At 66.9% G+C, this 19,390-nt stretch carries 31 protein-coding genes; 2 read left to right on the top strand and 29 right to left on the bottom strand.

Annotated elements, in window-relative coordinates; genetic code table 11:
* Positions 1-2 precede the first annotated feature (2 nt).
* From H9633_RS08545 to H9633_RS08535, 3 genes are read right to left on the bottom strand one after another with little or no spacing between them, the layout of a single operon-like run.
* The gene (locus H9633_RS08545; protein ID WP_071644022.1) at positions 3-404 is read right to left on the bottom strand and encodes a MaoC/PaaZ C-terminal domain-containing protein; all 402 of its coding nucleotides are present in this window, start codon (positions 402-404) and stop codon (positions 3-5) included.
* A complete protein-coding gene (locus H9633_RS08540) occupies positions 404-865 on the bottom strand; it encodes an FAS1-like dehydratase domain-containing protein (protein WP_191712782.1) in 462 nt (153 codons plus the stop codon). Before H9633_RS08540 ends, H9633_RS08545 begins: the two co-directional genes overlap by 1 nt.
* A gap of 56 nt (positions 866-921) precedes the next feature.
* On the bottom strand, positions 922-1,719 hold the full coding sequence (locus H9633_RS08535) for a sulfite exporter TauE/SafE family protein (protein WP_404802959.1): 798 nt from the start codon (positions 1,717-1,719) through the stop codon (positions 922-924).
* A gap of 125 nt (positions 1,720-1,844) precedes the next feature.
* Between H9633_RS08535 and H9633_RS08530 the strand changes: the two genes are divergently transcribed.
* A complete protein-coding gene (locus H9633_RS08530) occupies positions 1,845-3,428 on the top strand; it encodes an AMP-binding protein (protein ID WP_191712780.1) in 1,584 nt (527 codons plus the stop codon).
* Between the two features lie 93 nt (positions 3,429-3,521).
* Here H9633_RS08530 and rplQ read toward each other — a convergent pair whose 3' ends face one another.
* The 7 genes from rplQ to H9633_RS08495 form a co-directional block, all read right to left on the bottom strand.
* Complete coding sequence (gene rplQ / locus H9633_RS08525; RefSeq protein WP_191712779.1) at positions 3,522-4,040, bottom strand: 50S ribosomal protein L17; 519 nt, start codon at positions 4,038-4,040, stop codon at positions 3,522-3,524.
* A 35-nt stretch (positions 4,041-4,075) separates the two neighbouring features.
* On the bottom strand, positions 4,076-5,065 hold the full coding sequence (locus H9633_RS08520) for a DNA-directed RNA polymerase subunit alpha (protein WP_071644014.1): 990 nt from the start codon (positions 5,063-5,065) through the stop codon (positions 4,076-4,078).
* A gap of 127 nt (positions 5,066-5,192) precedes the next feature.
* Entirely contained in the window at positions 5,193-5,591 is a 399-nt protein-coding gene (rpsK, locus tag H9633_RS08515) for a 30S ribosomal protein S11 (protein ID WP_071644012.1), read from the bottom strand.
* 27 nt (positions 5,592-5,618) lie between these two features.
* Positions 5,619-5,993, bottom strand: a complete 375-nt coding sequence (gene rpsM, locus H9633_RS08510) for a 30S ribosomal protein S13 (protein ID WP_071644010.1) — start codon at positions 5,991-5,993, stop codon at positions 5,619-5,621.
* 178 nt (positions 5,994-6,171) lie between these two features.
* On the bottom strand, positions 6,172-6,288 hold the full coding sequence (rpmJ, locus tag H9633_RS08505; RefSeq protein WP_071644008.1) for a 50S ribosomal protein L36: 117 nt from the start codon (positions 6,286-6,288) through the stop codon (positions 6,172-6,174).
* A 65-nt stretch (positions 6,289-6,353) separates the two neighbouring features.
* Positions 6,354-6,575: a translation initiation factor IF-1 gene (gene infA / locus H9633_RS08500; RefSeq protein ID WP_017201569.1), complete on the bottom strand. Its 222-nt coding sequence runs from the start codon at positions 6,573-6,575 to the stop codon at positions 6,354-6,356.
* 152 nt (positions 6,576-6,727) lie between these two features.
* Entirely contained in the window at positions 6,728-7,387 is a 660-nt protein-coding gene (locus tag H9633_RS08495; RefSeq protein ID WP_071644006.1) for a DsbA family protein, read from the bottom strand.
* A 381-nt stretch (positions 7,388-7,768) separates the two neighbouring features.
* On the opposite strand from H9633_RS08495, the gene H9633_RS08490 reads away from it, so the two are divergent.
* Complete coding sequence (locus H9633_RS08490; protein ID WP_191712778.1) at positions 7,769-8,764, top strand: hypothetical protein; 996 nt, start codon at positions 7,769-7,771, stop codon at positions 8,762-8,764.
* Positions 8,765-8,865: 101 nt separating this feature from the next.
* Here H9633_RS08490 and map read toward each other — a convergent pair whose 3' ends face one another.
* The 19 genes from map to rplB all read right to left on the bottom strand — a co-directional run bounded on the left by map (position 8,866) and on the right by rplB (position 19,388).
* Positions 8,866-9,714, bottom strand: coding sequence for a type I methionyl aminopeptidase (gene map, locus H9633_RS08485; RefSeq protein ID WP_191712777.1), 849 nt, complete (start codon positions 9,712-9,714; stop codon positions 8,866-8,868).
* Between the two features lie 7 nt (positions 9,715-9,721).
* Positions 9,722-10,342, bottom strand: a complete 621-nt coding sequence (locus H9633_RS08480) for an adenylate kinase (RefSeq protein WP_191712776.1) — start codon at positions 10,340-10,342, stop codon at positions 9,722-9,724.
* A complete protein-coding gene (gene secY / locus H9633_RS08475; protein WP_071640251.1) occupies positions 10,339-11,661 on the bottom strand; it encodes a preprotein translocase subunit SecY in 1,323 nt (440 codons plus the stop codon). The genes H9633_RS08480 and secY overlap by 4 nt, the downstream gene beginning before the upstream one ends.
* Before the next feature lie 113 nt (positions 11,662-11,774).
* Positions 11,775-12,356: a 50S ribosomal protein L15 gene (gene rplO / locus H9633_RS08470; protein WP_083428546.1), complete on the bottom strand. Its 582-nt coding sequence runs from the start codon at positions 12,354-12,356 to the stop codon at positions 11,775-11,777.
* Complete coding sequence (rpmD, locus tag H9633_RS08465; protein ID WP_071640253.1) at positions 12,356-12,541, bottom strand: 50S ribosomal protein L30; 186 nt, start codon at positions 12,539-12,541, stop codon at positions 12,356-12,358. The genes rplO and rpmD overlap by 1 nt, the downstream gene beginning before the upstream one ends.
* The gene (gene rpsE, locus H9633_RS13160) at positions 12,541-13,224 is read right to left on the bottom strand and encodes a 30S ribosomal protein S5 (RefSeq protein ID WP_071640255.1); all 684 of its coding nucleotides are present in this window, start codon (positions 13,222-13,224) and stop codon (positions 12,541-12,543) included. The genes rpmD and rpsE overlap by 1 nt, the downstream gene beginning before the upstream one ends.
* Entirely contained in the window at positions 13,221-13,580 is a 360-nt protein-coding gene (gene rplR, locus H9633_RS08455; RefSeq protein WP_071640257.1) for a 50S ribosomal protein L18, read from the bottom strand. The genes rpsE and rplR overlap by 4 nt, the downstream gene beginning before the upstream one ends.
* A 2-nt stretch (positions 13,581-13,582) precedes the next feature.
* Positions 13,583-14,119, bottom strand: coding sequence for a 50S ribosomal protein L6 (rplF, locus tag H9633_RS08450; protein WP_071640259.1), 537 nt, complete (start codon positions 14,117-14,119; stop codon positions 13,583-13,585).
* A gap of 6 nt (positions 14,120-14,125) precedes the next feature.
* Positions 14,126-14,524, bottom strand: a complete 399-nt coding sequence (gene rpsH, locus H9633_RS08445) for a 30S ribosomal protein S8 (RefSeq protein ID WP_071640261.1) — start codon at positions 14,522-14,524, stop codon at positions 14,126-14,128.
* A 162-nt stretch (positions 14,525-14,686) separates the two neighbouring features.
* The gene (rplE, locus tag H9633_RS08440) at positions 14,687-15,277 is read right to left on the bottom strand and encodes a 50S ribosomal protein L5 (RefSeq protein ID WP_071640263.1); all 591 of its coding nucleotides are present in this window, start codon (positions 15,275-15,277) and stop codon (positions 14,687-14,689) included.
* Positions 15,277-15,636, bottom strand: coding sequence for a 50S ribosomal protein L24 (rplX, locus tag H9633_RS08435; protein ID WP_191712775.1), 360 nt, complete (start codon positions 15,634-15,636; stop codon positions 15,277-15,279). The genes rplE and rplX overlap by 1 nt, the downstream gene beginning before the upstream one ends.
* A gap of 2 nt (positions 15,637-15,638) precedes the next feature.
* Positions 15,639-16,007, bottom strand: a complete 369-nt coding sequence (gene rplN / locus H9633_RS08430) for a 50S ribosomal protein L14 (protein ID WP_071640267.1) — start codon at positions 16,005-16,007, stop codon at positions 15,639-15,641.
* Positions 16,004-16,318 carry a 30S ribosomal protein S17 gene (gene rpsQ, locus H9633_RS08425; protein ID WP_071640270.1) on the bottom strand — a complete coding sequence of 105 codons (315 nt, stop codon included), beginning with the start codon at positions 16,316-16,318 and terminating at the stop codon, positions 16,004-16,006. The genes rplN and rpsQ overlap by 4 nt, the downstream gene beginning before the upstream one ends.
* Positions 16,318-16,632, bottom strand: a complete 315-nt coding sequence (gene rpmC / locus H9633_RS08420; RefSeq protein ID WP_071640272.1) for a 50S ribosomal protein L29 — start codon at positions 16,630-16,632, stop codon at positions 16,318-16,320. The genes rpsQ and rpmC overlap by 1 nt, the downstream gene beginning before the upstream one ends.
* The gene (rplP, locus tag H9633_RS08415) at positions 16,632-17,051 is read right to left on the bottom strand and encodes a 50S ribosomal protein L16 (protein ID WP_071640274.1); all 420 of its coding nucleotides are present in this window, start codon (positions 17,049-17,051) and stop codon (positions 16,632-16,634) included. The genes rpmC and rplP overlap by 1 nt, the downstream gene beginning before the upstream one ends.
* Positions 17,051-17,815: a 30S ribosomal protein S3 gene (rpsC, locus tag H9633_RS08410; RefSeq protein ID WP_071640276.1), complete on the bottom strand. Its 765-nt coding sequence runs from the start codon at positions 17,813-17,815 to the stop codon at positions 17,051-17,053. The genes rplP and rpsC overlap by 1 nt, the downstream gene beginning before the upstream one ends.
* Entirely contained in the window at positions 17,815-18,216 is a 402-nt protein-coding gene (rplV, locus tag H9633_RS08405) for a 50S ribosomal protein L22 (protein WP_071640278.1), read from the bottom strand. Before rplV ends, rpsC begins: the two co-directional genes overlap by 1 nt.
* 38 nt (positions 18,217-18,254) lie before the next feature.
* Positions 18,255-18,536 carry a 30S ribosomal protein S19 gene (gene rpsS, locus H9633_RS08400; protein ID WP_071640280.1) on the bottom strand — a complete coding sequence of 94 codons (282 nt, stop codon included), beginning with the start codon at positions 18,534-18,536 and terminating at the stop codon, positions 18,255-18,257.
* Between the two features lie 12 nt (positions 18,537-18,548).
* The gene (gene rplB, locus H9633_RS08395) at positions 18,549-19,388 is read right to left on the bottom strand and encodes a 50S ribosomal protein L2 (RefSeq protein ID WP_071640282.1); all 840 of its coding nucleotides are present in this window, start codon (positions 19,386-19,388) and stop codon (positions 18,549-18,551) included.
* Positions 19,389-19,390: the final 2 nt, after the last annotated feature.

The raw sequence follows: 19,390 nt of genomic DNA, 5'->3' as shown, positions 1-19,390 counted from the left end.
TGTCAGAGCGCGACCCGGAGCTGAGCCTTGACGAGCACGGTCGTCCCGGCCGCCTTCACGGTGAGGTCGATGCGCGCCGCGGTCTCGTCGACCGCGGCCACCTTGGCGACGATGTGCACGTCGGCCCCCGTCTCGGCGTCGACGACGACCGGCTTGGTGAACCGGACCCCGTAGTCGACGACCCGCGTGTCGGCCGGCAGAGCCGAGAGGACGACGGACGACGCGATGCCCATGGTCAGCATCCCGTGCGCGAGCACACCGGGCAGGCCGACGGCGGCGGCGATGTCGTCGCGGTAGTGGATCGGGTTGAAGTCTCCGGATGCCCCGGCGTAGCGCACGAGGGACTCGCGGGTCAGATGCAGGGTGCGCTCGGCGATGACATCGCCGACGGTGAACTCGGCCATCACGCGGTCTCCCCTTCGCTGTCGGAGCCGACCAGCAGCACGCTGACCGCCGTGACGACGTGCTCGCCCGCCGCGTCGGTGATGCTCGCCTCGCTCGTGATCATCGCGTTGCCGCCCAGCGAGCGGATGCCCGTGACGGCCAGCTGGGCGGTCAGCTCATCGCCGGCCACGATCGGCCGGGAGTACTGGAACCGCTGCTCGGCGTGGATCGTGCGCGCCAGGACGATGCCGGAGTCGGGCTCGGAGAGCAGCTGCTGCAGAGTGAGATCCTGGATCACCATCGGGAAGGTCGGCGGAGCGACGAGGTCGGAGTAGCCCGCTGCGCGAGCCGCATCGACGTCGATGTGCTGCGGGGCGTCGGCGAAGACGGCGCGCGCGAACTCGCGCACCTTCTCGCGGCCGACGAGGTACGGGTCTGTCGGCGGGAACTCCCTGCCGACCAGTTCACTGTTCACGGGCACCCCCCGATCCTACCCGGCAGCCCGATCCGCACCCTGCTGGGCGCCGTGCACACGCGTCAGCGCCGGCGCGACCGCAGCGCCTTCAGCGCCATCTGCACGGCGATCACGACGAGATACGCGGCGAACAGGATGTTGCCCGCGAACGGGTCGATCCGCGTGGCGAGCCAGGCGCCGAGCGCGGTCGTCGTGCACGCGGAGACGCCGATCAGGGCCGCCGCGACCAGATCGACGTTGCGGTGACGCAGGTTGCCGATGGTTCCGGAGACCGCCGTGGGGATCATCATCAGCAGCGAGGTTCCCTTGGCGACCAGGTCGCTCGTGCCGAAGCCGAGCATGAGCACGGGGACGATGATCACTCCCCCGCCGACGCCGATCAGCCCGGCGATGACGCCGGTGACCACGCCGACGGCGACCAGCGCGACGCCGTTGAGCCAGCCGAGCTCGAACTCGGCGGCGCGGGAGGGGATGACCAGGAACAGACTCACGATCACGACGATGAGGAACACGACGAATCCCCACCGCAGCGCGTTCTGCGAGACCCGCGGCAGAAGACGCGAGCCGATCTGCGCGCCCACCACGGCGCCGGCGGCGAGGATGAGCGCGGGGATCCAGGCCACGGAGCCCGAGATCGCATACGAGATCACCCCGACGCTCGCGGTAGGAACGATGGCTGCCAGCGACGTGCCCGCGGAGATGCGCTGTCCGAAGCTGAGCAGCAGCACCAGCAGCGGCACGATCACCGTGCCGCCCCCGACGCCGAACAGCCCCGAGAGCAGACCGGCCAGGAGGCCGATGCCGATGAAGGAGAGGTAGGCGCGCGGCCCTCGGGTGATGGCCTGGTGCTCTGCATTCACGCAGTTCAGACTATCGCCGGGGCCGGGCGTCACGATCCGCACTCGATTCCGGACCATTGAGACGGTGTCTCAGCCCGTGCGAGACTGACGCTCACAAGCCGCCCGCTCTGATCGAAGGAGATCACATGCTTCGCAGCCCTCTGGCCGACGTGCACATCCCGGCCGTGACGATCTACGACTACCTGTTCTCCGAGCTCGACGAGACGACACTGGACGCCGTCGCGATCGTCGACGGCACGACAGGTGCCGAGACGACGTACCGCCAGCTGGTCGCACAGATCGGTCTGTTCGCAGGCGCTCTCGCCGCACGGGGGATCGCCGTCGGCGACCGAGTGGGCGTGCTCTGCCCGAACGTGCCGGCATTCGCCACGGTGTTCCACGGCATCCTGCGCGCGGGGGCGACCGCCACCACCATCAACTCCCTGTACACCCCCGACGAGATCGCGAACCAGCTCGACGACGCGGGCGCGGAGTGGCTCGTGACGGTGTCGCCGCTGCTCGCCGGCGCCAAGGCAGCCGCAGCGCAGCGCGGCATCGCCGATGACCACCTCATCGTGCTCGACGGCGCTGACGGGCATCCCAGCCTGCGCGACCTGCTCGGCGAGGGCCACCCTGCTCCCGACGTGACGTTCGACCCGGCCACCCACCTCGCCGTGCTCCCCTACTCCTCGGGCACGACGGGGCGACCGAAGGGCGTGATGCTCACGCACCGCAACCTCGTGGCCAATGTCGCCCAGTGCCGCCCCCTGCTCGACGTCGACCACACCGACCGGGTGCTGGCAGTGCTGCCGTTCTTCCACATCTACGGCATGACCGTGCTGCTCAACTTCGCGCTGCGGCAACGGGCCGGGCTCGTCACCATGCCGAGGTTCGACCTCCCCGAGTTCCTGCGCATCATCGCCGAGCACCGCACCACCTGGGTGTTCGTCGCGCCGCCCATCGCCGTCGCGCTGGCGAAGCATCCGGTCGTCGACCAGTACGACCTGTCGGCCGTCAAGGTGATCTTCTCGGGCGCCGCTCCGCTCGACGGCGCACTGGCCGCCGCGGTCGCGACCCGCCTCGGCTGCGAGGTGGTGCAGGGATACGGGATGACCGAGACCAGCCCCGCCGTGAACCTGATACCGGCGGGTCGACCCGAGATCGACAAGTCGTCGATCGGCCCGCTGGTGCCGAACACCGAGGCCCGGATCGTCGATCCCGAGACGGGCGCCGATCTCGCGGTCCCCGCGGAGGGCGACAGCGCTGCCGGCGAGCTGTGGGTGCGCGGCCCGCAGGTCATGGTCGGCTACCTGAATCGTCCGGATGCCACGGCGGAGATGCTGGATGCCGACGGCTGGCTGCACACAGGAGACATCGCGACCGTGTCGGCGGACGGGATGTTCCGGATCGTCGACCGCCTCAAGGAGCTGATCAAGTACAAGGGGTACCAGGTGGCGCCGGCGGTGCTCGAGGCGGTGCTGCTCGAGCATCCGCTGGTCGCCGACGCCGCGGTGATCGGCGCGAACGACGACGACGGACAGGAGGTGCCGAAGGCGTTCGTCGTGCCGCAGAAGGATGCCGCGCTCACCGCGGAGGACGTCATGACGTTCGTGGCGGCGAGGGTCGCACCGCACGAGAAGGTGCGGCAGGTGGAGTTCATCGACGCCATCCCGAAATCGGCATCCGGGAAGATCCTGCGCAAGGATCTGCGGATGCGAGACCGCGGCTGACCCTGTTCACGGCCCGCTGCGCGACTGCGCACCTGCGCGAAGAAGCCCGCCGCCCCGGAAGGGACGACGGGCTTCTTGTGCAGAAGAGAGGACTTACTCGGACTTCTCCTCGGCGGGAGCCTCGGTGGTCTCCTCAGCGGCCTCGACCGGAGCCTCGGTGGTCTCCTCGACGGGAGCCTCCTCGACCTTCTCGGCCTTGGGGGCCTCGGCCTTGACGGCCGGCTTCGCAGCGGCCTTCTTCTTCGGGGTGACGGGCTCGAGGACGAGCTCGATCACGGCCATCGGGGCGTTGTCGCCCTTGCGGTTGCCGATCTTCGTGATGCGGGTGTAGCCACCCTGACGGTCGGCGACCAGCGGCGCGATCTCGTTGAACAGCACGTGCGCGGCGTCCTTGTTGGTGCGCAGCACCGTGAGCGCACGACGACGCGCGTGCAGGTCGCCGCGCTTGCCGAGCGTGATCAGGCGCTCGGCCAGCGGACGCAGGCGCTTCGCCTTGGTCTCGGTCGTCTTGATCGACTTGTGGGTGAAGAGCGCTGCCGCGAGGTTCGCGAGAAGAAGGCGCTCGTGTGCGGGGCCGCCTCCGAGGCGGGGACCCTTGGTGGGCTTGGGCATAATCGTCTAGCTCCTGGTCAGAAAGATGTCGGGTTTCAGAAGGACTCGTCTTCGCCTGCGCTGTAGAAGTGGGCGCCGTCGAAACCGGGCACCGAATCCTTCAGCGACAGACCGAGCGAGACGAGCTTGTCGCGCACCTCGTCGACCGACTTCTGTCCGAAATTGCGGATGTTCATCAGCTGCGTCTCGGAAAGGGCGACCAGCTCCGAGACGGTGTTGATGCCCTCGCGCTTGAGGCAGTTGTACGAGCGAACCGACAGATCGAGGTCCTCGATCGGCATGGAGAGCTCGCTGGAGAGCACAGCCTCGACCGGCGCGGGGCCGATCTCGATGCCCTCGGCCTCGACGTTCAGCTCGCGGGCGAGGCCGAACAGCTCGGTGAGGGTCTTGGCTGCGGAGGCGACGGCGTCGCGCGGGAGGATCGAGGACTTGGTCTCGACGTCCAGCACGAGCTTGTCGAAGTCGGTGCGCTCACCGGCACGGGTGGCGTCGACGCGGTAGCTGACCTTGAGCACCGGCGAGTAGATCGAGTCGACCGGGATCTGGCCGGCCTCAGCGTACTCGTTGCGGTTCTGAGCGGCCGAGACGTAGCCGCGGCCGCGCTCGATGGTCAGCTCGAGCTCGAAGCGAGCGGTGTCGTTGAGCGTCGCGATGACCAGGTCGGGGTTGTGCACCTCGACACCCGCCGGAGCGGAGATGTCGGCTGCGGTGACCTCGCCGGCGCCCGTCTTGCGCAGGTACGCGGTGATGGGCTCGTCGCGCTCGCTGGAGACGACCAGCTGCTTGATGTTGAGGATGATCTCGGTCACGTCCTCCTTCACACCGGGGATCGTGCTGAACTCGTGCAGCACGCCGTCGATGCGAATGGTGGTGACCGATGCGCCGGGGATCGACGAGAGCAGGCTGCGACGCAGCGCGTTGCCGATCGTGTATCCGAAACCGGGCTCCAGCGGCTCGATGACGAACCGGCTGCGGTTCTCGGAGATCTTCTCCTCGGTGAGAGTGGGACGCTGTGCGATGAGCACTATGTGTTCCTTTCGATCACATGCCCGCTATATGACATGTGTGGGGTGAGGTCTGAAGTTGTGGGGAATCTGGGGGCGAGTCTGCCCCTCCCGTGCCGCGTGGGCTCAGGAAGGGCAGACTGCGAGATCAGACGCGACGGCGCTTCGGCGGGCGGCAGCCGTTGTGGGCCTGAGGCGTGACGTCCTGGATGGACCCCACCTCGAGGCCGGCGGCCTGCAGCGAGCGGATCGCGGTCTCGCGGCCGGAGCCCGGACCCTTCACGAAGACGTCGACCTTCTTGACGCCGTGCTCTGCCGCCTGGCGGGCAGCGGACTCCGCGGCCATGCCGGCGGCGTACGGCGTCGACTTGCGCGAGCCCTTGAAGCCCACGCCACCCGACGAGGCCCAGCTGATGACAGCGCCGGACGGGTCGGTGATCGAGACGATGGTGTTGTTGAACGTCGACTTGATGTGGGCCTGGCCCAGCGCGATGTTCTTCTTTTCCTTGCGGCGCGGCTTGCGCGCGGCGGCCTTGGGTGCAGCCATGAAAGTGTTCTCCTATTCCCTGGCCGCTTAGCGGGCCTTCTTCTTGCCGGCGACGGTGCGCTTCGGGCCCTTGCGGGTACGCGCGTTGGTCTTGGTGCGCTGACCGCGGACCGGAAGGCCGCGGCGGTGACGCAGACCCTCGTAGGAGCCGATCTCGACCTTGCGGCGGATGTCGGCGGCGACCTCGCGGCGCAGGTCACCCTCCACCTTGTAATTGCCTTCGATGTGATCGCGCAGTGCGATGAGCTGCTCGTCGGTGAGGTCCTTGACGCGGATCGACTCGTCGATCTCGGTCGCCTGAAGGATCTCGACGGAGCGGGTGCGGCCGATGCCGTAGATGTAGGTGAGGGCGATCACCACGCGCTTGTCGCGCGGGATGTCAACGCCGGCAAGACGTGCCATGCGGTTCTCCTGGAGTGTTGTGGAGGTGTGGAGCAGCATCCGGTCCCGGGCCTCCGCCCCGAGGTGTCCGCCGCGATCGCCCGTGAGGGGCGAGCCGCGGCATCCGATGCTGCCTGTTTTCGATGTTCAGTTCTTCAGCTGCCGGGCCCGATACCGAAGCACGTGGCCCGACCCCTGCTCAGCCCTGGCGCTGCTTGTGACGCGGGTTCGACTTGCAGATGACCATGACGCGACCGTGACGACGGATCACGCGGCAGTGGTCGCAGATGGGCTTGACGCTGGGGTTGACCTTCATGATGTTTCCTGTTCGCTGTCTTCACCGGGCAGGCGGGAACGCCTGGGGTGTTACTTCTCGACCGATCAGCGGTAGCGGTAGACGATCCGACCGCGGGTCAGATCGTAGGGCGAGAGCTCCACGACCACGCGGTCCTCGGGGATGATGCGGATGTAGTTCTGCCGCATCTTTCCGGAGATCGTGGCGAGCACCTTGTGTCCGTTGCTGAGCTCAACGCGGAACATCGCGTTGGGCAGCGCCTCGGAAATGACGCCCTCGATCTCGATGACACCGTCTTTCTTAGCCATAGCCTCGCTGACGCTTCTGCAGATCGGTCGATCTGCGGTGGGTGGGTGATGAGTGTGGTGCGACCTGTTCGGACACGCCGGAACAAGGCACAAGGCACCAAAGAACTAAGATATACCCTTGGCGGCCCTGCGGCAAATGAAGCCCGGCTCGATCAGGGCAGCACCTTGGGGAGCTCGGTGTTGATCTCGCTGATGTCGAGACGTTTGCCGTTGATCTCGACCGTCGGAGTGCCCGTGATCTCGTGCGCCTTGGCCTGCGCGGCGCCGTACTTCAGGTAGGTGCCGTCGTCGATGCACTCCGCCGCCTTGTCGGCGCCCACCTGGTCGGCGATCTCCTTCAGCTGATCGTCGGTCAGGCCGGTCGAGTTCTCCTGAGGCTGGTTCGCGAACAGCGCGTTCATGAAGTCGAGCGCCTTGTCGGGGTTGTTCTCGGCGACGCAGTACATGGCCGCCGCTGCGCGTGACGAGTAGTCCGTACCCTGCGAGAGGTGGTCGAGGATCGCGATCGGGTGCACCTCGAGGGTCAGCTGGTCGGACGCTGCGGCCTCCTGCAGCTGCTGGCCGTACGCCTGCTCGAACGAGTTGCACGCCGGGCACATGAAGTCGATGTAGGTCGAGACGACGTCCTCGCCCTCGCCGAAGCTGATGGCCCCGGTCTCGGAGTTGACGATCTCGCCCTTCGGAGCCGGCCCCGCGTCGGTGGCCTGGTTGTTCAACCAGACGACGACCGCGCCCAGCGCGACAAGCACGATGACGACGGCGGCGGAGATTCCGATGGCGAACCAGTTGGGCTTGCTCTGGGCGTGGGCCATGACAGTCCGATCTTCAGCACAAAATTGTCGCGTCCATTCTCCCCCGCGCACGCTATGCCTGCCATGTGAGCCCCCGGGCGGCGGGCCCTTCGGCCTTCCGCCCTTCCTTTCGGCGAGCCGCCTGCCGGTGGCCGCCCCCCTCCGCCTCCCCCTCCTCCGCCGCCTCCCCTGCCCCATAAACCAGATCCAGCGCGAGAAACCAGATTCCGCATGAGAAACCAGCGCAGCGGTGGGTTCTCACGCAGGAAGAGGTTTCTCACGCACGAAGGGGTTTCTGCTTCGGCCGCACTCACCCTGCACAGCCAGCGCTTCCGTCCGAATGCTCCACAGATCGCCGGATTCGTCTGCGCGGCCAGAGCCAACCAGGCATCCTCGAGTCGTATGACCATCACCCTCGACCACCGAGCGATCAATCAGTCGCCACTCGCTCTTCTGACGGCGTCGGAGGCGCGGATGCTCGGCATCGGCCTCGGCGTGCGACAGTACGCACGCGTGCGCGCCGGGATCTACGTCGCACGCGCGGCGTACGAGAAGCTTCCCGGTTGGCAGCGATACGCCGTCCGGGTCCACGCGTTCGTCCGCAAGCATCCCGACGCCGTCCTCTGCCTCGAGTCCGCCGCCGTGCTGCTCGGGCTGCCCTACTTCAACGAACCCAAAGACATCCACGTCTACGACGCGGACCGCTCGGCGTCCCGGCGCTTCGGCAACGTCGCGGTGCACACCGGCGCAGACCCGCGTGCGGTCGGCGACGTCCGCGGCGTGCTGACCACCTCTCCAGTCGACACCGCCATAGACCTGATGCGCGTGCTCCCCCTCGCGCAGGGGCTCGCGGTCGCCGACGCGGCCATCTCGCCCAAGCAGCAGGGGTTCACCAGCGTCAGGGGGATGCGGGATCTCGGGCTGTCACAACGGAACCGGCGCGGCCGCGGTCGGATGAACTGGGTACTCGACCACGCCGATGATCGTGCGGAGTCTCCGGCGGAGAGCGTGAGCCGAGCTGTCATCGGCTGGTGCGGTTTCGAGCATCCGGAGCTGCAGCGGGAGTTCCACTATGAGGGCGAAGATGACCGCGTCGACTTCCTGTTCCCCTCGGTGGGCGCCATAGGTGAAGCGGACGGGTGGGGGAAGTATGACTTCGACGACCCGAGGAAGGCGGAGCAGCACCTGCGAAACGAGAAGCGCAGAGAGGACAGGCTGCGGCGACATGGACATGCCTTCGCGCGTTGGGACCTGAGCGATGTCTGGAAGATCACGCCGCTCGTCACGGCGCTGCGTGCGGCTGGTGTGCCTCTCAAGCATCCGCGCAAGACGGCGAAGCTGGCCAGCCTCAAATCCCGGCCGCGCGAGAAACCATATCGAGCGCGAGAAACCACTTGAGAGGTGGTTTCCCACGCTGGATGTGGTTTCCCACGCGAGAAGTGGTTTCTCAGCCCAGTCGGCGACGCGAAGCCGGGCCCCGAGCCGACAGGGTTCGGGGGCTACGGGATGGGGACGGGGGTCACGCCGAAGGGCGCGAGGCCGGCGGCGCCGCCGTCGGGCGCGGTGAGCACCCAGATGCCGCCCTCGTGACGAGCCACGCTGTGCTCCCAGTGCGATCCGTCGGAGCCGTCGATCGTCGAGACCGTCCAGTCGTCGTCCTCGATGAACGTCGCCTCTCCCCCGGCCGTGACCATCGGCTCGATGGCGAGCACGAGCCCGGGGCGGATCTCGGCCCCGGCATCGGGAGTGCGGTAGTTGAACACGCTGGGCGCCTCGTGCATCTTGCGCCCGATGCCGTGCCCGACGTACTCGCGCAGGATGCCGTAGGTCTCCCCCGACACCTCTGAGGGTCCCTGCGCCTCGATGTAGTCCTGGATGGCCGCTCCGAGGTCGCCGAGATGGGATGCGGATGCCATGGCGGCGATGCCCGCCCACATCGACCCCTCGGTGACCCGGGAGAGCTCCTCCCGGCGCGCCACGAGCTCCGGCCGGGACGCATCGGGAACCACGAAGGTCACCGCGCTGTCGCCGTTCCAGCCCTTGAACTGGGCGCCGCAGTCGATCGAGACGATGTCGCCCGGCTCGAGCACCCGGTCACCAGGGATGCCGTGCACGACCTGCTCGTTGACCGAGATGCACGTCGTGTGGCGATACCCGCGCACGAGCTGGAAGTTCGATTCCGCACCGCGATCGAGGATGGTGCGCTCGGCCACGGCATCCAGCTCCGCGGTCGTCACCCCCGCCCGCACCAGCGGACGGATCGCGTCGAGAGCCGCGGCGGTGATCAGCCCCGGCTCGAGCATCGAGCGCAGCTGGGCGGGCGTCTTGTAGATCGACTTGCGGAACATCGACAGGTCAGACCAGCTGCGCGATGCCGCGCGCGGCGAGGGCAGCCGAGATGCGCGCCGTGATCTCGTCGAGGGAGCCGACGCCGTCGATGCGATCGACGATGCCGCGCTCCTCGTACACCGAGATGATCGGAGCGGTCTCGTGCTCGTAGATGTCGAGACGGTGCGCGATGGCCTCATCCGTGTCATCGGAGCGGCCCTGCTCCACAGCACGCAGGCTGAGGCGCGCGATGCTCTCCGCGCGGGGCACGTCGAGCAGGATGACCGCGTCGAGCGACGCGTCGTGCTCGCCGAGGAACGCGTCGAGGTGATGCACCTGCGCGGTGTTGCGGGGGTAGCCGTCGAGCAGGAAGCCGCCCTGCGCGTCGTCCTGCGACAGGCGGTCGCGGACGATCTCGCTGGTCAGCTCGTCGGGCACCAGGTCGCCGGCGTCGAGGATCGCGGTGACCTTCTGCCCCAGCTCGGTGCCCTCCTTGATGTTGGCGCGGAAGATGTCGCCGGTCGACACGACGGGGATGTTCAGCGCCTCGGCGACGCGGATGCCCTGGGTGCCCTTGCCGGAGCCCTGCGGGCCGACGATCAGAAGACGAGCGGAAGCGAGGTCGTCCTGAGCCTGTCGAAGTGTCATCGGAGGAGCCCTTCGTAGTGGCGCTGCTGCAGCTGCGCGTCGATCTGCTTCACCGTCTCGAGGCCGACACCCACGATGATGAGGATCGAGGCGCCACCGAACGGGAAGTTCTGGTTGGCCTGCACCGTCGCCAGCGCGATCAGCGGAATCAGCGCGACGAGGCCCAGGTAGAGCGAACCGGGGAACGTGATGCGGGTGATGACGTAGTCGAGGTACTCCGCGGTCGGACGCCCGGCGCGGATGCCGGGGATGAACCCGCCGTACTTCTTCATGTTGTCGGCGACCTCGACCGGGTTGAACGTGATCGCGACGTAGAAGTACGTGAAGCCGATGATCAGCAGGAAGTACGCGGCCATGTACAGCGGCTGGTCGCCGGATGCCATGTTCGCCAGGATCCACGCCACCCACGCGGGCGGCTCGCTGCCGTCGGCAGGGGTGTTGAACTGCGCGACGAGCATCGGCACGTACAGCAGCGACGAGGCGAAGATGATCGGGATCACACCCGCCATGTTGACCTTGATCGGGATGTACGTGTTCGTGCCCCCGTAGGTGCGGCGGCCGACCATGCGCTTGGCGTACTGCACGGGCACGCGGCGCTGCGACTGCTCGACGTACACGATCAGCGACATCACGACGATGCCGATGATCATCACCAGCAGGAACGTCTCGAAGCCCTTCGCCTCCCAGATCGCCCACATCGACGACGGGAAGGTGGCGGCGATGGAGGTGAAGATGAGCAGCGACATGCCGTTGCCGATGCCGCGCTCGGTGACGAGCTCGGCCATCCACATGATCAGACCGGTTCCCGCGGTCATCGCGATGATGATGAGCGCCTGCGCCCACCACACGTCGTTGGTCAGCAGATTGTTGCAGGCTGCGACGTCGGTCTGACCGAACAGCTGCCCGCTGCGCGCCACGGTCACCACGGTCGCCGACTGCAGCAGTGCGAGCGCGATCGTGAGGTAGCGGGTGTACTGGGTGAGCTTGCTCTGGCCCGCCTGGCCCTCCTGGTGGAGGGTCTCGAAGTGCGGGATGACGACGCGCAGCAGCTGCGTGATGATCGTCGCGGTGATGTAGGGCATCACGCCGAGGGCGAAGATCGACAGCTGCAGCAGCGCACCGCCGGAGAAGAGGTTGACCAGTCCGAGCAGTCCGTCGGTGCCGGCGTTGGCCGCGAGGCACTGCTCGACGTTCGGGAAGTTCACGAAAGGAGCCGGCACGTTCGAGCCCAGACGGTACAGAGCAATGATGCCGATGGTGAAAAGGATCTTCTGCCGCAGGTCAGGCGTGCGGAAGATTCGCGCGATGGCGCTAAACAAGGGCGTTCCTCCTGAAGGGATTGCCGAACGTGGAAGGACGGCCGAAAGTCCAGGGTAACGCAAAGGAGGGGCCGGATAATCTCCGACCCCTCCCAGCGTTCACTGCAGCCTGATCAGTTGACCGAACCGCCGGCGGCGACGATCTTCTGCTCGGCGCTGCCGGAGACCTTGTCGACCGACACGGTCAGCTTGACCGAGATGTCGCCGTCGCCGAGGACCTTGACCTTCTCGTTCTTGCGCACGGCACCCTTGGCGACCAGGTCGCTGACGGTGACATCGCCACCCTGCGGGTACAGCTCCGCGAGCTTGGCCAGGTTCACGACCTGGTACTCGACGCGGAACGGGTTCTTGAACCCGCGCAGCTTCGGGGTGCGCATGTGCAGCGGCATCTGCCCACCCTCGAAGCCGGCGCGCACGGTGTTGCGCGCTTTGGTGCCCTTGGTTCCACGACCGGCCGTCTTGCCCTTCGAGCCCTCACCGCGACCGACACGGGTCTTTGCGGTGTGAGCGCCGGGGACCGGACGCAGGTGGTGCACCTTCAGGACAGACGGACGCGCGGCCGGAGCCTCGGCATCCTTCTTGGCCGGAGCCTTCTTGTCGGCAGCCTTGGCCGGAGCGGCCTTGGCGGCAGCCGGCTTCTTGGCGGCGGACTTCGGGGCCTTCTCGGCCTCGACGGTTTCGTTCTTCTCAGCCATTAGTCGATCTCCTCAACCTTGACGAGGTGCGCGACGGCGCGGACGTAGCCGCGGGTCTGAGCGTCGTCGGGACGAACGACCGAGTCGCCGATCCGCTTGAGACCGAGCGAACGCAGCGTGTCGCGCTGGTTCTGCTTCTCGCTCACCTTGGACTTGATCTGCGTGACCTTGAGGCGCTCAGCCATCAGGCACCTACCTTCTGCGCTGCGGCGGCGGCAGCGGCCTTCGCCTCGTTGCGGATGATGATCTCCGGCACGACGGCGTCGTAGTCGAGACCACGACGGGCGGCGACGGCGCGCGGCTCCTCGAGGCCCTTGAGCGCCTCGACCGTGGCGTGCACGATGTTGATCGTGTTCGACGAGCCGAGCGACTTCGACAGGACGTCGTGGATGCCCGCGCACTCGAGCACGGCGCGAACCGGACCGCCGGCGATGACACCCGTACCGGCAGCGGCCGGACGAAGCAGCACCACACCTGCGGCGGCCTCACCCTGCACGGGGTGCGGGATGGTCGAGCCGACGCGCGGAACGCGGAAGAAGTTGCGCTTGGCCTCTTCGACGCCCTTCGAGATCGCCAGGGGGACCTCGCGGGCCTTGCCGTAGCCGACGCCGACCAGACCGTTGCCGTCACCGACGACCACGAGAGCGGTGAAGCTGAAGCGACGACCACCCTTCACGACCTTCGAGACGCGGTTGATGGTGACGACGCGCTCCAGGAACTGGTTGTCCCCGCGGTCGCGCGAGTTGCGGTCGCGGCTCTGGCCACGGTCGCGACCGCCGCGGCGGTTGTCGCGCTGCTCACGCTGCGGCTCGGCCTGAGCCTCGGCAGGAGCGGTTTCGGTCACTTCGTTCTCCTTGATGTCACTCACAGTGCCAGCCCCCCTTCACGGGCGCCTTCGGCGATGGCTGCGACACGACCGGCGTAGCGGTTGCCGCCACGGTCGAACACTGCCTCGGAAACGCCGGCGGCCTTCGCGCGCTCAGCGACGAGCTCGCCGACCTTGCGGGCCTTGGCGGTCTTGTCACCGTCGAAGGAGCGCAGCTCGGTCTCGAGCGTGGAAGCGGAAGCCACCGTGTGGCCCTTGGCGTCGTCGACGAGCTGCACGAACACGTGGCGCGCGGAGCGGTTGACGACGAGACGCGGGCGGACGTCGGAGCCGACGATCTTCTTGCGAAGACGTGCGTGGCGACGCGCGCGGGCGGCGGACTTGGACTTGACAGCCATGGTTACTTACCAGCCTTTCCGGCCTTGCGACGCACGACCTCGCCGGCGTAGCGCACACCCTTGCCCTTGTACGGCTCGGGCTTGCGGATCTTGCGGATGTTGGCAGCGGCCTCGCCGACAGCCTGCTTGTCGATGCCACTCACGGTCACCTTGTTGGTGCCCTCGACCGTCAGGGTGATGCCTGCGGGCGGGTCGACCAGGACCGGGTGCGAGAAGCCGAGAGCGAACTCGATCGAGTTGCCCTTCTGCTGCACGCGGTAACCGGTGCCGACGACCTCGAGACCCTTGGTGTAGCCCTGGGTGACGCCGATGATGTTGTTGCTGATGAGGGTACGGGTCAGACCGTGCAGCGAGCGCGACTCGCGCTCGTCGTCCGGGCGGGTGACGAGAACCTGGTTCTCCTCGACCGTGACCTCGATGGGGTTGGCCAGGGTGAGCGACAGCTCGCCCTTGGGGCCCTTGACTGCGACCTCGCGGCCGTCGACCGAGACGGTCACGCCGGAGGGGATGTCGATGGGAAGTCGTCCGATTCGCGACATGTCAGATCACCACACGTAGGCGAGAACTTCTCCGCCCACGCCCTTCTGCTCAGCCTGACGGTCGGTGAGGAGACCGGAGGAGGTGGACAGGATGGCAACGCCCAGGCCGCCGAGGACCTTGGGCAGCTCGGTCGACTTCGCGTAGACGCGCAGACCGGGCTTCGACACGCGCTTGATGCCGGCGATGGAGCGCTCACGGTTGGGACCGTACTTGAGCGAGAGGGTGAGGTTGCTGCCGACGCGGGCGTCGGTGACCTCGAAGCCGGCGATGTAGCCCTCCTGCTGGAGGATCTCGGCGATGTTCGTCTTGAGCTTGCTCGACGGCATGGTCACGGAGTCGTGGTGGGCCGAGTTCGCGTTGCGCAGACGGGTCAGCATGTCTGCGACCGGGTCTGTCATCGTCATATCTGGTTTCCTTCGATCATGAGGTTCCGGCTGCCGTTACACGGCAGACGGCCTTCGATGAGAGTCGCGCCCGAGCGGACGCACAATCTTCAATTGTACGGGATGCGGGGAGGGATGCCGTGCAGCATCCCTCCCCGCATCCCGAAGCGCGCGGCGCTTCGATCAGGCGGGGGCGTCGGCGGCCTTGAACGGGAAGCCGAGCGCGCGCAGGAGTGCGCGACCCTCGTCGTCCGTCTTGGCCGTCGTGACCACGGTGATGTCGAAGCCGCGGACGCGGTCGATCTTGTCCTGGTCGATCTCGTGGAACACGCTCTGCTCCTGGAGACCGAAGGTGTAGTTGCCGTTGCCGTCGAACTGGTCGGCCGACAGACCGCGGAAGTCGCGGATGCGCGGCAGCGCCAGGTTGACGAGGCGGTCGACGAACTCCCACGCACGGTCGCCACGGAGGGTGACGTGCGCACCGATGGCCTGGCCCTCGCGCAGCTTGAACTGCGCGATGGACTTGCGGGCCTTGGTGACGATCGGCTTCTGACCGGTGATCTTGGTGAGGTCGTCGATGGCGCCCTCGATCACCTTGGAGTCACGAGCCGCCTCACCGACACCGGTGTTGACGACGACCTTCACCAGGCCGGGGATCTGCATGACGTTCGCGTAGCCGAACTGCTCCTGCAGAGCCTTCTTGATCTCGGTGTTGTACTTCTGCTTCAGGCGAGGCTGGGTCTTGCCAGTCTCAGCAGCAGTTGCCGTTGCCATCAGAGGTCCTTACCTGACTTCTTCGCGTAGCGCACGCGGACCGTGCGCTTCACGCCGTCCTTGACCTGCTCCTCGACGCGGTGGCCGACGCGGGTCGGCTTCTTGGTCGAGGGGTCGACGAGAGCGACGTTGGAGATGTGGATCGGGGCCTCGACGGTCTCGATGCCACCGGTCTTGGTGCCGCGCTGGGTCTGGCCGACACGGCTGTGGCGGGTGACGAAGTTGACACCCTCCACGACGACGCGGTTCTGCCCGACGAGGACCTCGAGGACCTTGCCCTGCTTGCCGCGGTCGCCGCCCTTGTCCTGCTTGCGGCCGCTGATGACCTGAACCAGGTCACCCTTCTTGATTTTCGCCATGATCAGATGACCTCCGGGGCGAGCGAGACGATCTTCATGAACTTCTTGTCGCGAAGCTCACGACCGACCGGTCCGAAGATGCGGGTGCCGCGGGGCTCCCCGTCGTTCTTCAGGATCACGGCGGCGTTCTCGTCGAACTTGATGTACGAACCGTCGGGACGACGCGTCGACTTGACGGTGCGGACGATGACGGCCTTGACCACATCGCCCTTCTTGACGTTGCCGCCGGGGATCGCGTCCTTGACGGTCGCGACGATGGTGTCGCCCAGACCGGCGTAGCGGCGGCTGGAACCACCGAGAACGCGGATTGTGAGCAGCTCCTTGGCGCCGGTGTTGTCGGCGACCTTGACGCGGGACTCGGTCTGGATCACTTTGCCTTCTCCAGGATCTCCACCAGACGCCAGCGCTTGGTGGCGCTCAGCGGGCGGGTCTCGTTGATGAGAACGAGGTCGCCGATGCCGGCGGTGTTGTTCTCGTCGTGCGCCTTGACCTTCGAGGTGACGCGGATGACCTTGCCGTAAAGCGGGTGCTTCACGCGGTCCTCGACCTCGACGACGATGGTCTTGTCCATCTTGTCGCTGACGACGTAGCCACGGCGCGACTTGCGGTATCCGCGCGCGTCTGCGTCGCGGACGTCGTGCTCGCCGTGCTCGACGGCGTCAGCAGCCTTCTTCTCAGCCATTACTCGGCCTCCTCCTTCGGCGCCTCAGCCTCGTCGGCCTTCTTCGCCTTCGCCTTGGACGCCTTCTTGGCCGGAGCCTCGACCGGAGCGGGCGTCGCACGGATGCCCAGCTCGCGCTCGCGGATCACGGTGTAAAGGCGCGCGATGTCGCGCTTGACGGCGCGGATGCGGCCGTGGCTCTCCAGCTGGCCGGTGGCCGACTGGAAACGGAGGTTGAACAGCTCCTCCTTGGCCTTGCGCAGCTCCTCGACGAGGCGCTGGTCTTCGAACGTGTCGAGCTCGCTCGGTGCGAGCTCCTTGGTGCCGATCGCCATTACGCGTCGCCCTCCTCGCGCTTGATGATGCGTGCCTTGAGCGGCAGCTTGTGAATGGCCCGGGTGAGCGCCTCGCGAGCGAGTTCCTCGCTGACGCCCGCGACCTCGAAGAGGACGCGGCCCGGCTTGACGTTGGCGACCCACCACTCGGGCGAGCCCTTACCCGAACCCATGCGGGTCTCAGCGGGCTTCTTGGTGAGCGGGCGGTCGGGGTAGATGTTGATCCACACCTTTCCACCACGCTTGATGTGACGGGTCATCGCGATACGAGCGGACTCGATCTGACGGTTGGTCACGTAGGCGGGGGTCAGCGCCTGGATGCCGAACTCACCGAACGACACCTTGGTGCCACCGGTGGCCTGGCCCGAACGCTTCGGGTGGTGCTGCTTGCGGTACTTGACCTTGCGAGGGATAAGCATCAGGCAGACGCTCCTTCTGCGACGGGAGCCTCGTTGCGACGGTCACCGCGGTCGCCACGGGGGCCACGACGGTCGCCACGCTCGCGCGAAGGCTTCTGGTTGGCCTGCTCGCGAGCAAGCTCCTTGTTGGTGAGGTCGCCCTTGTAGATCCAGACCTTCACGCCGATGCGGCCGAAGGTGGTCTTCGCCTCGTAGAAGCCGTAGTCGATGTTCGCGCGCAGCGTGTGCAGCGGCACACGACCCTCGCGGTAGAACTCCGAGCGGCTCATCTCCGCGCCGCCGAGGCGGCCGGAGACCTGGATGCGGATGCCCTTGGCGCCGGCGCGCTGAGCGCCCTGCAGACCCTTGCGCATCGCGCGACGGAACGCCACACGAGCAGAGAGCTGCTCGGCGATGCCCTGCGCGACGAGCTGAGCGTCGGCTTCGGGGTTCTTGACCTCGAGGATGTTCAGCTGGATCTGCTTGCCGGTGAGCTTCTCGAGGTCACCGCGGATGCGCTCGGCCTCGGCGCCACGGCGGCCGATGACGATGCCCGGACGCGCGGTGTGGATGTCCACACGCACGCGGTCGCGGGTGCGCTCGATCTCGATGTTCGAGACGCCGGCGCGGTCGAGCTGCGTCTGCAGCAGACGACGGATCTTGATGTCCTCGGCGACGTAGTCGGCGTAACGCTGGCCCGGCTTCGTCGAGTCCGAGAACCAACGCGACACGTGGTCCGTGGTGATGCCGAGGCGGAAGCCGTACGGGTTGACCTTCTGGCCCATTACTTGCTCGCCTTCTTCGTCTTGGCCGCCGGTGCGGCCGCGTCAGCGGCCTCCGGGGTGGCCAGCACGACCGTGATGTGGCTCGTGCGCTTCTTGATCTGCGAGGCACGACCCTGAGCACGGGGGCGGAAACGCTTGAGCGTGGTGCCCTCGTCGACGTACGCGTTCTTCACGTACAGGTCCTGCTCGTCCAGGAATTCGCCGTCACGGTCGGCCTTGACCGACGCGTTGGCGATGGCGGAGTGCACGAGCTTGTAGATCGGCTCGCTGGCACCCTGCGGTGCGAACTTCAGAATGGCCAGTGCTTCCTGCGCCTGCTTGCCCTTGATGAGCGCGACGACACGACGAGCCTTCTGAGGGGTCACGCGAATGTGCTTGACGCGTGCGATGGATTCCACCATTGTTCTCCTCCTCTGTTTCTGTCCAGAGCGTCACCGCGTCAGCGGCGACGGCCCTTCTTGTCGTCCTTCTCGTGGCCGCGGAAGGTGCGGGTGGGCGCGAACTCGCCCAGCTTGTGGCCGACCATGGTCTCGGTCACGAACACAGGGATGTGCTTGCGACCGTCGTGCACGGCGATGGTGTGTCCCAGCATTGCGGGGATGATCATCGAGCGACGCGACCAGGTCTTGATGACGTTCTTCGTACCGGACTCGTTCTGTCCGACCACCTTGCGAAGCAGGTGCTCGTCGACGAAGGGGCCCTTCTTGAGACTGCGTGGCATCTTCCTCTACTCCTACTTGCGCTTCTTGCCAGCGTTGCGGCGGCGGACGATGTACTTGTCACTTTCCTTGTTGGCGTGACGGGTACGACCCTCAGCCTGACCCCACGGGGAAACCGGGTGACGACCACCGGAGGTCTTGCCCTCACCACCACCGTGCGGGTGGTCGACCGGGTTCATGGCGACACCGCGGACGGTCGGGCGGACGCCCTTCCAGCGCTTGCGGCCGGCCTTGCCCCAGTTGATGTTCGACTGCTCGGCGTTGCCGACCTCGCCGATGGTCGCGCGGCAGCGCGCATCGACGTTGCGGATCTCGCCCGAGGGCAGACGCAGCTGGGCGTAGGGGCCGTCCTTCGCGACCAGGCGCACCGAGGCGCCGGCCGAACGAGCCATCTTCGCTCCGCCGCCGGGACGCAGCTCGATGGCGTGGATCACGGTACCGGTGGGGATGTTCTTCAGCGGCAGGTTGTTGCCGGGCTTGATGTCAGCGCCGGCACCCGACTCGACGACGTCGCCCTGCTTCAGCTTGTTCGGGGCGAGGATGTAGCGCTTCTCGCCGTCGAAGTAGTGCAGCAGCGCGATGCGCGCGGTGCGGTTGGGGTCGTACTCGATGTGCGCGACCTTGGCGTTGATGCCGTCCTTGTCATTGCGACGGAAGTCGATGACACGGTACTGGCGCTTGTGGCCACCACCGATGTGACGGGTCGTGATGCGGCCCTGGTTGTTGCGACCACCGGTCTTCGAGAGCGGGCGCAGCAGCGACTTCTCAGGCGTCGATCGGGTGATCTCGGCGAAGTCAGCCACCGACGAACCGCGGCGACCCGGGGTCGTGGGCTTGTACTTGCGAATAGCCATTA

This window comes from Microbacterium commune (assembly GCF_014836945.1).
Taxonomy (GTDB): Bacteria; Actinomycetota; Actinomycetes; order Actinomycetales; family Microbacteriaceae; genus Microbacterium; species Microbacterium commune.
This window is presented reverse-complemented; position numbering and strand designations above follow the sequence as displayed.

What these genes read in the sequence shown, in the direction of transcription:
- H9633_RS08545 (WP_071644022.1), bottom strand. Translation starts at nt 404, where the DNA reads ATGGCCGAGTTCACCGTCGGCGATGTCATCGCCGAGCGCACCCTGCAT.
- H9633_RS08530 (WP_191712780.1), top strand. Translation starts at nt 1,845, where the DNA reads ATGCTTCGCAGCCCTCTGGCCGACGTGCACATCCCGGCCGTGACGATC.
- rplQ (WP_191712779.1), bottom strand. Translation starts at nt 4,040, where the DNA reads ATGCCCAAGCCCACCAAGGGTCCCCGCCTCGGAGGCGGCCCCGCACAC.
- rpsK (WP_071644012.1), bottom strand. Translation starts at nt 5,591, where the DNA reads ATGGCTGCACCCAAGGCCGCCGCGCGCAAGCCGCGCCGCAAGGAAAAG.
- rpsM (WP_071644010.1), bottom strand. Translation starts at nt 5,993, where the DNA reads ATGGCACGTCTTGCCGGCGTTGACATCCCGCGCGACAAGCGCGTGGTG.
- rpmJ (WP_071644008.1), bottom strand. Translation starts at nt 6,288, where the DNA reads ATGAAGGTCAACCCCAGCGTCAAGCCCATCTGCGACCACTGCCGCGTG.
- infA (WP_017201569.1), bottom strand. Translation starts at nt 6,575, where the DNA reads ATGGCTAAGAAAGACGGTGTCATCGAGATCGAGGGCGTCATTTCCGAG.
- H9633_RS08495 (WP_071644006.1), bottom strand. Translation starts at nt 7,387, where the DNA reads ATGGCCCACGCCCAGAGCAAGCCCAACTGGTTCGCCATCGGAATCTCC.
- H9633_RS08490 (WP_191712778.1), top strand. Translation starts at nt 7,769, where the DNA reads ATGACCATCACCCTCGACCACCGAGCGATCAATCAGTCGCCACTCGCT.
- map (WP_191712777.1), bottom strand. Translation starts at nt 9,714, where the DNA reads ATGTTCCGCAAGTCGATCTACAAGACGCCCGCCCAGCTGCGCTCGATG.
- H9633_RS08480 (WP_191712776.1), bottom strand. Translation starts at nt 10,342, where the DNA reads ATGACACTTCGACAGGCTCAGGACGACCTCGCTTCCGCTCGTCTTCTG.
- rplO (WP_083428546.1), bottom strand. Translation starts at nt 12,356, where the DNA reads ATGGCTGAGAAGAACGAAACCGTCGAGGCCGAGAAGGCCCCGAAGTCC.
- rpmD (WP_071640253.1), bottom strand. Translation starts at nt 12,541, where the DNA reads ATGGCTGAGCGCCTCAAGGTCACGCAGATCAAGTCCAAGGTGAGCGAG.
- rplR (WP_071640257.1), bottom strand. Translation starts at nt 13,580, where the DNA reads ATGGCTGTCAAGTCCAAGTCCGCCGCCCGCGCGCGTCGCCACGCACGT.
- rplF (WP_071640259.1), bottom strand. Translation starts at nt 14,119, where the DNA reads ATGTCGCGAATCGGACGACTTCCCATCGACATCCCCTCCGGCGTGACC.
- rpsH (WP_071640261.1), bottom strand. Translation starts at nt 14,524, where the DNA reads ATGACGATGACAGACCCGGTCGCAGACATGCTGACCCGTCTGCGCAAC.
- rplE (WP_071640263.1), bottom strand. Translation starts at nt 15,277, where the DNA reads ATGGCAACGGCAACTGCTGCTGAGACTGGCAAGACCCAGCCTCGCCTG.
- rplX (WP_191712775.1), bottom strand. Translation starts at nt 15,636, where the DNA reads ATGGCGAAAATCAAGAAGGGTGACCTGGTTCAGGTCATCAGCGGCCGC.
- rpsQ (WP_071640270.1), bottom strand. Translation starts at nt 16,318, where the DNA reads ATGGCTGAGAAGAAGGCTGCTGACGCCGTCGAGCACGGCGAGCACGAC.
- rpmC (WP_071640272.1), bottom strand. Translation starts at nt 16,632, where the DNA reads ATGGCGATCGGCACCAAGGAGCTCGCACCGAGCGAGCTCGACACGTTC.
- rplP (WP_071640274.1), bottom strand. Translation starts at nt 17,051, where the DNA reads ATGCTTATCCCTCGCAAGGTCAAGTACCGCAAGCAGCACCACCCGAAG.
- rpsC (WP_071640276.1), bottom strand. Translation starts at nt 17,815, where the DNA reads ATGGGCCAGAAGGTCAACCCGTACGGCTTCCGCCTCGGCATCACCACG.
- rplV (WP_071640278.1), bottom strand. Translation starts at nt 18,216, where the DNA reads ATGGTGGAATCCATCGCACGCGTCAAGCACATTCGCGTGACCCCTCAG.
- rpsS (WP_071640280.1), bottom strand. Translation starts at nt 18,536, where the DNA reads ATGCCACGCAGTCTCAAGAAGGGCCCCTTCGTCGACGAGCACCTGCTT.
- rplB (WP_071640282.1), bottom strand. Translation starts at nt 19,388, where the DNA reads ATGGCTATTCGCAAGTACAAGCCCACGACCCCGGGTCGCCGCGGTTCG.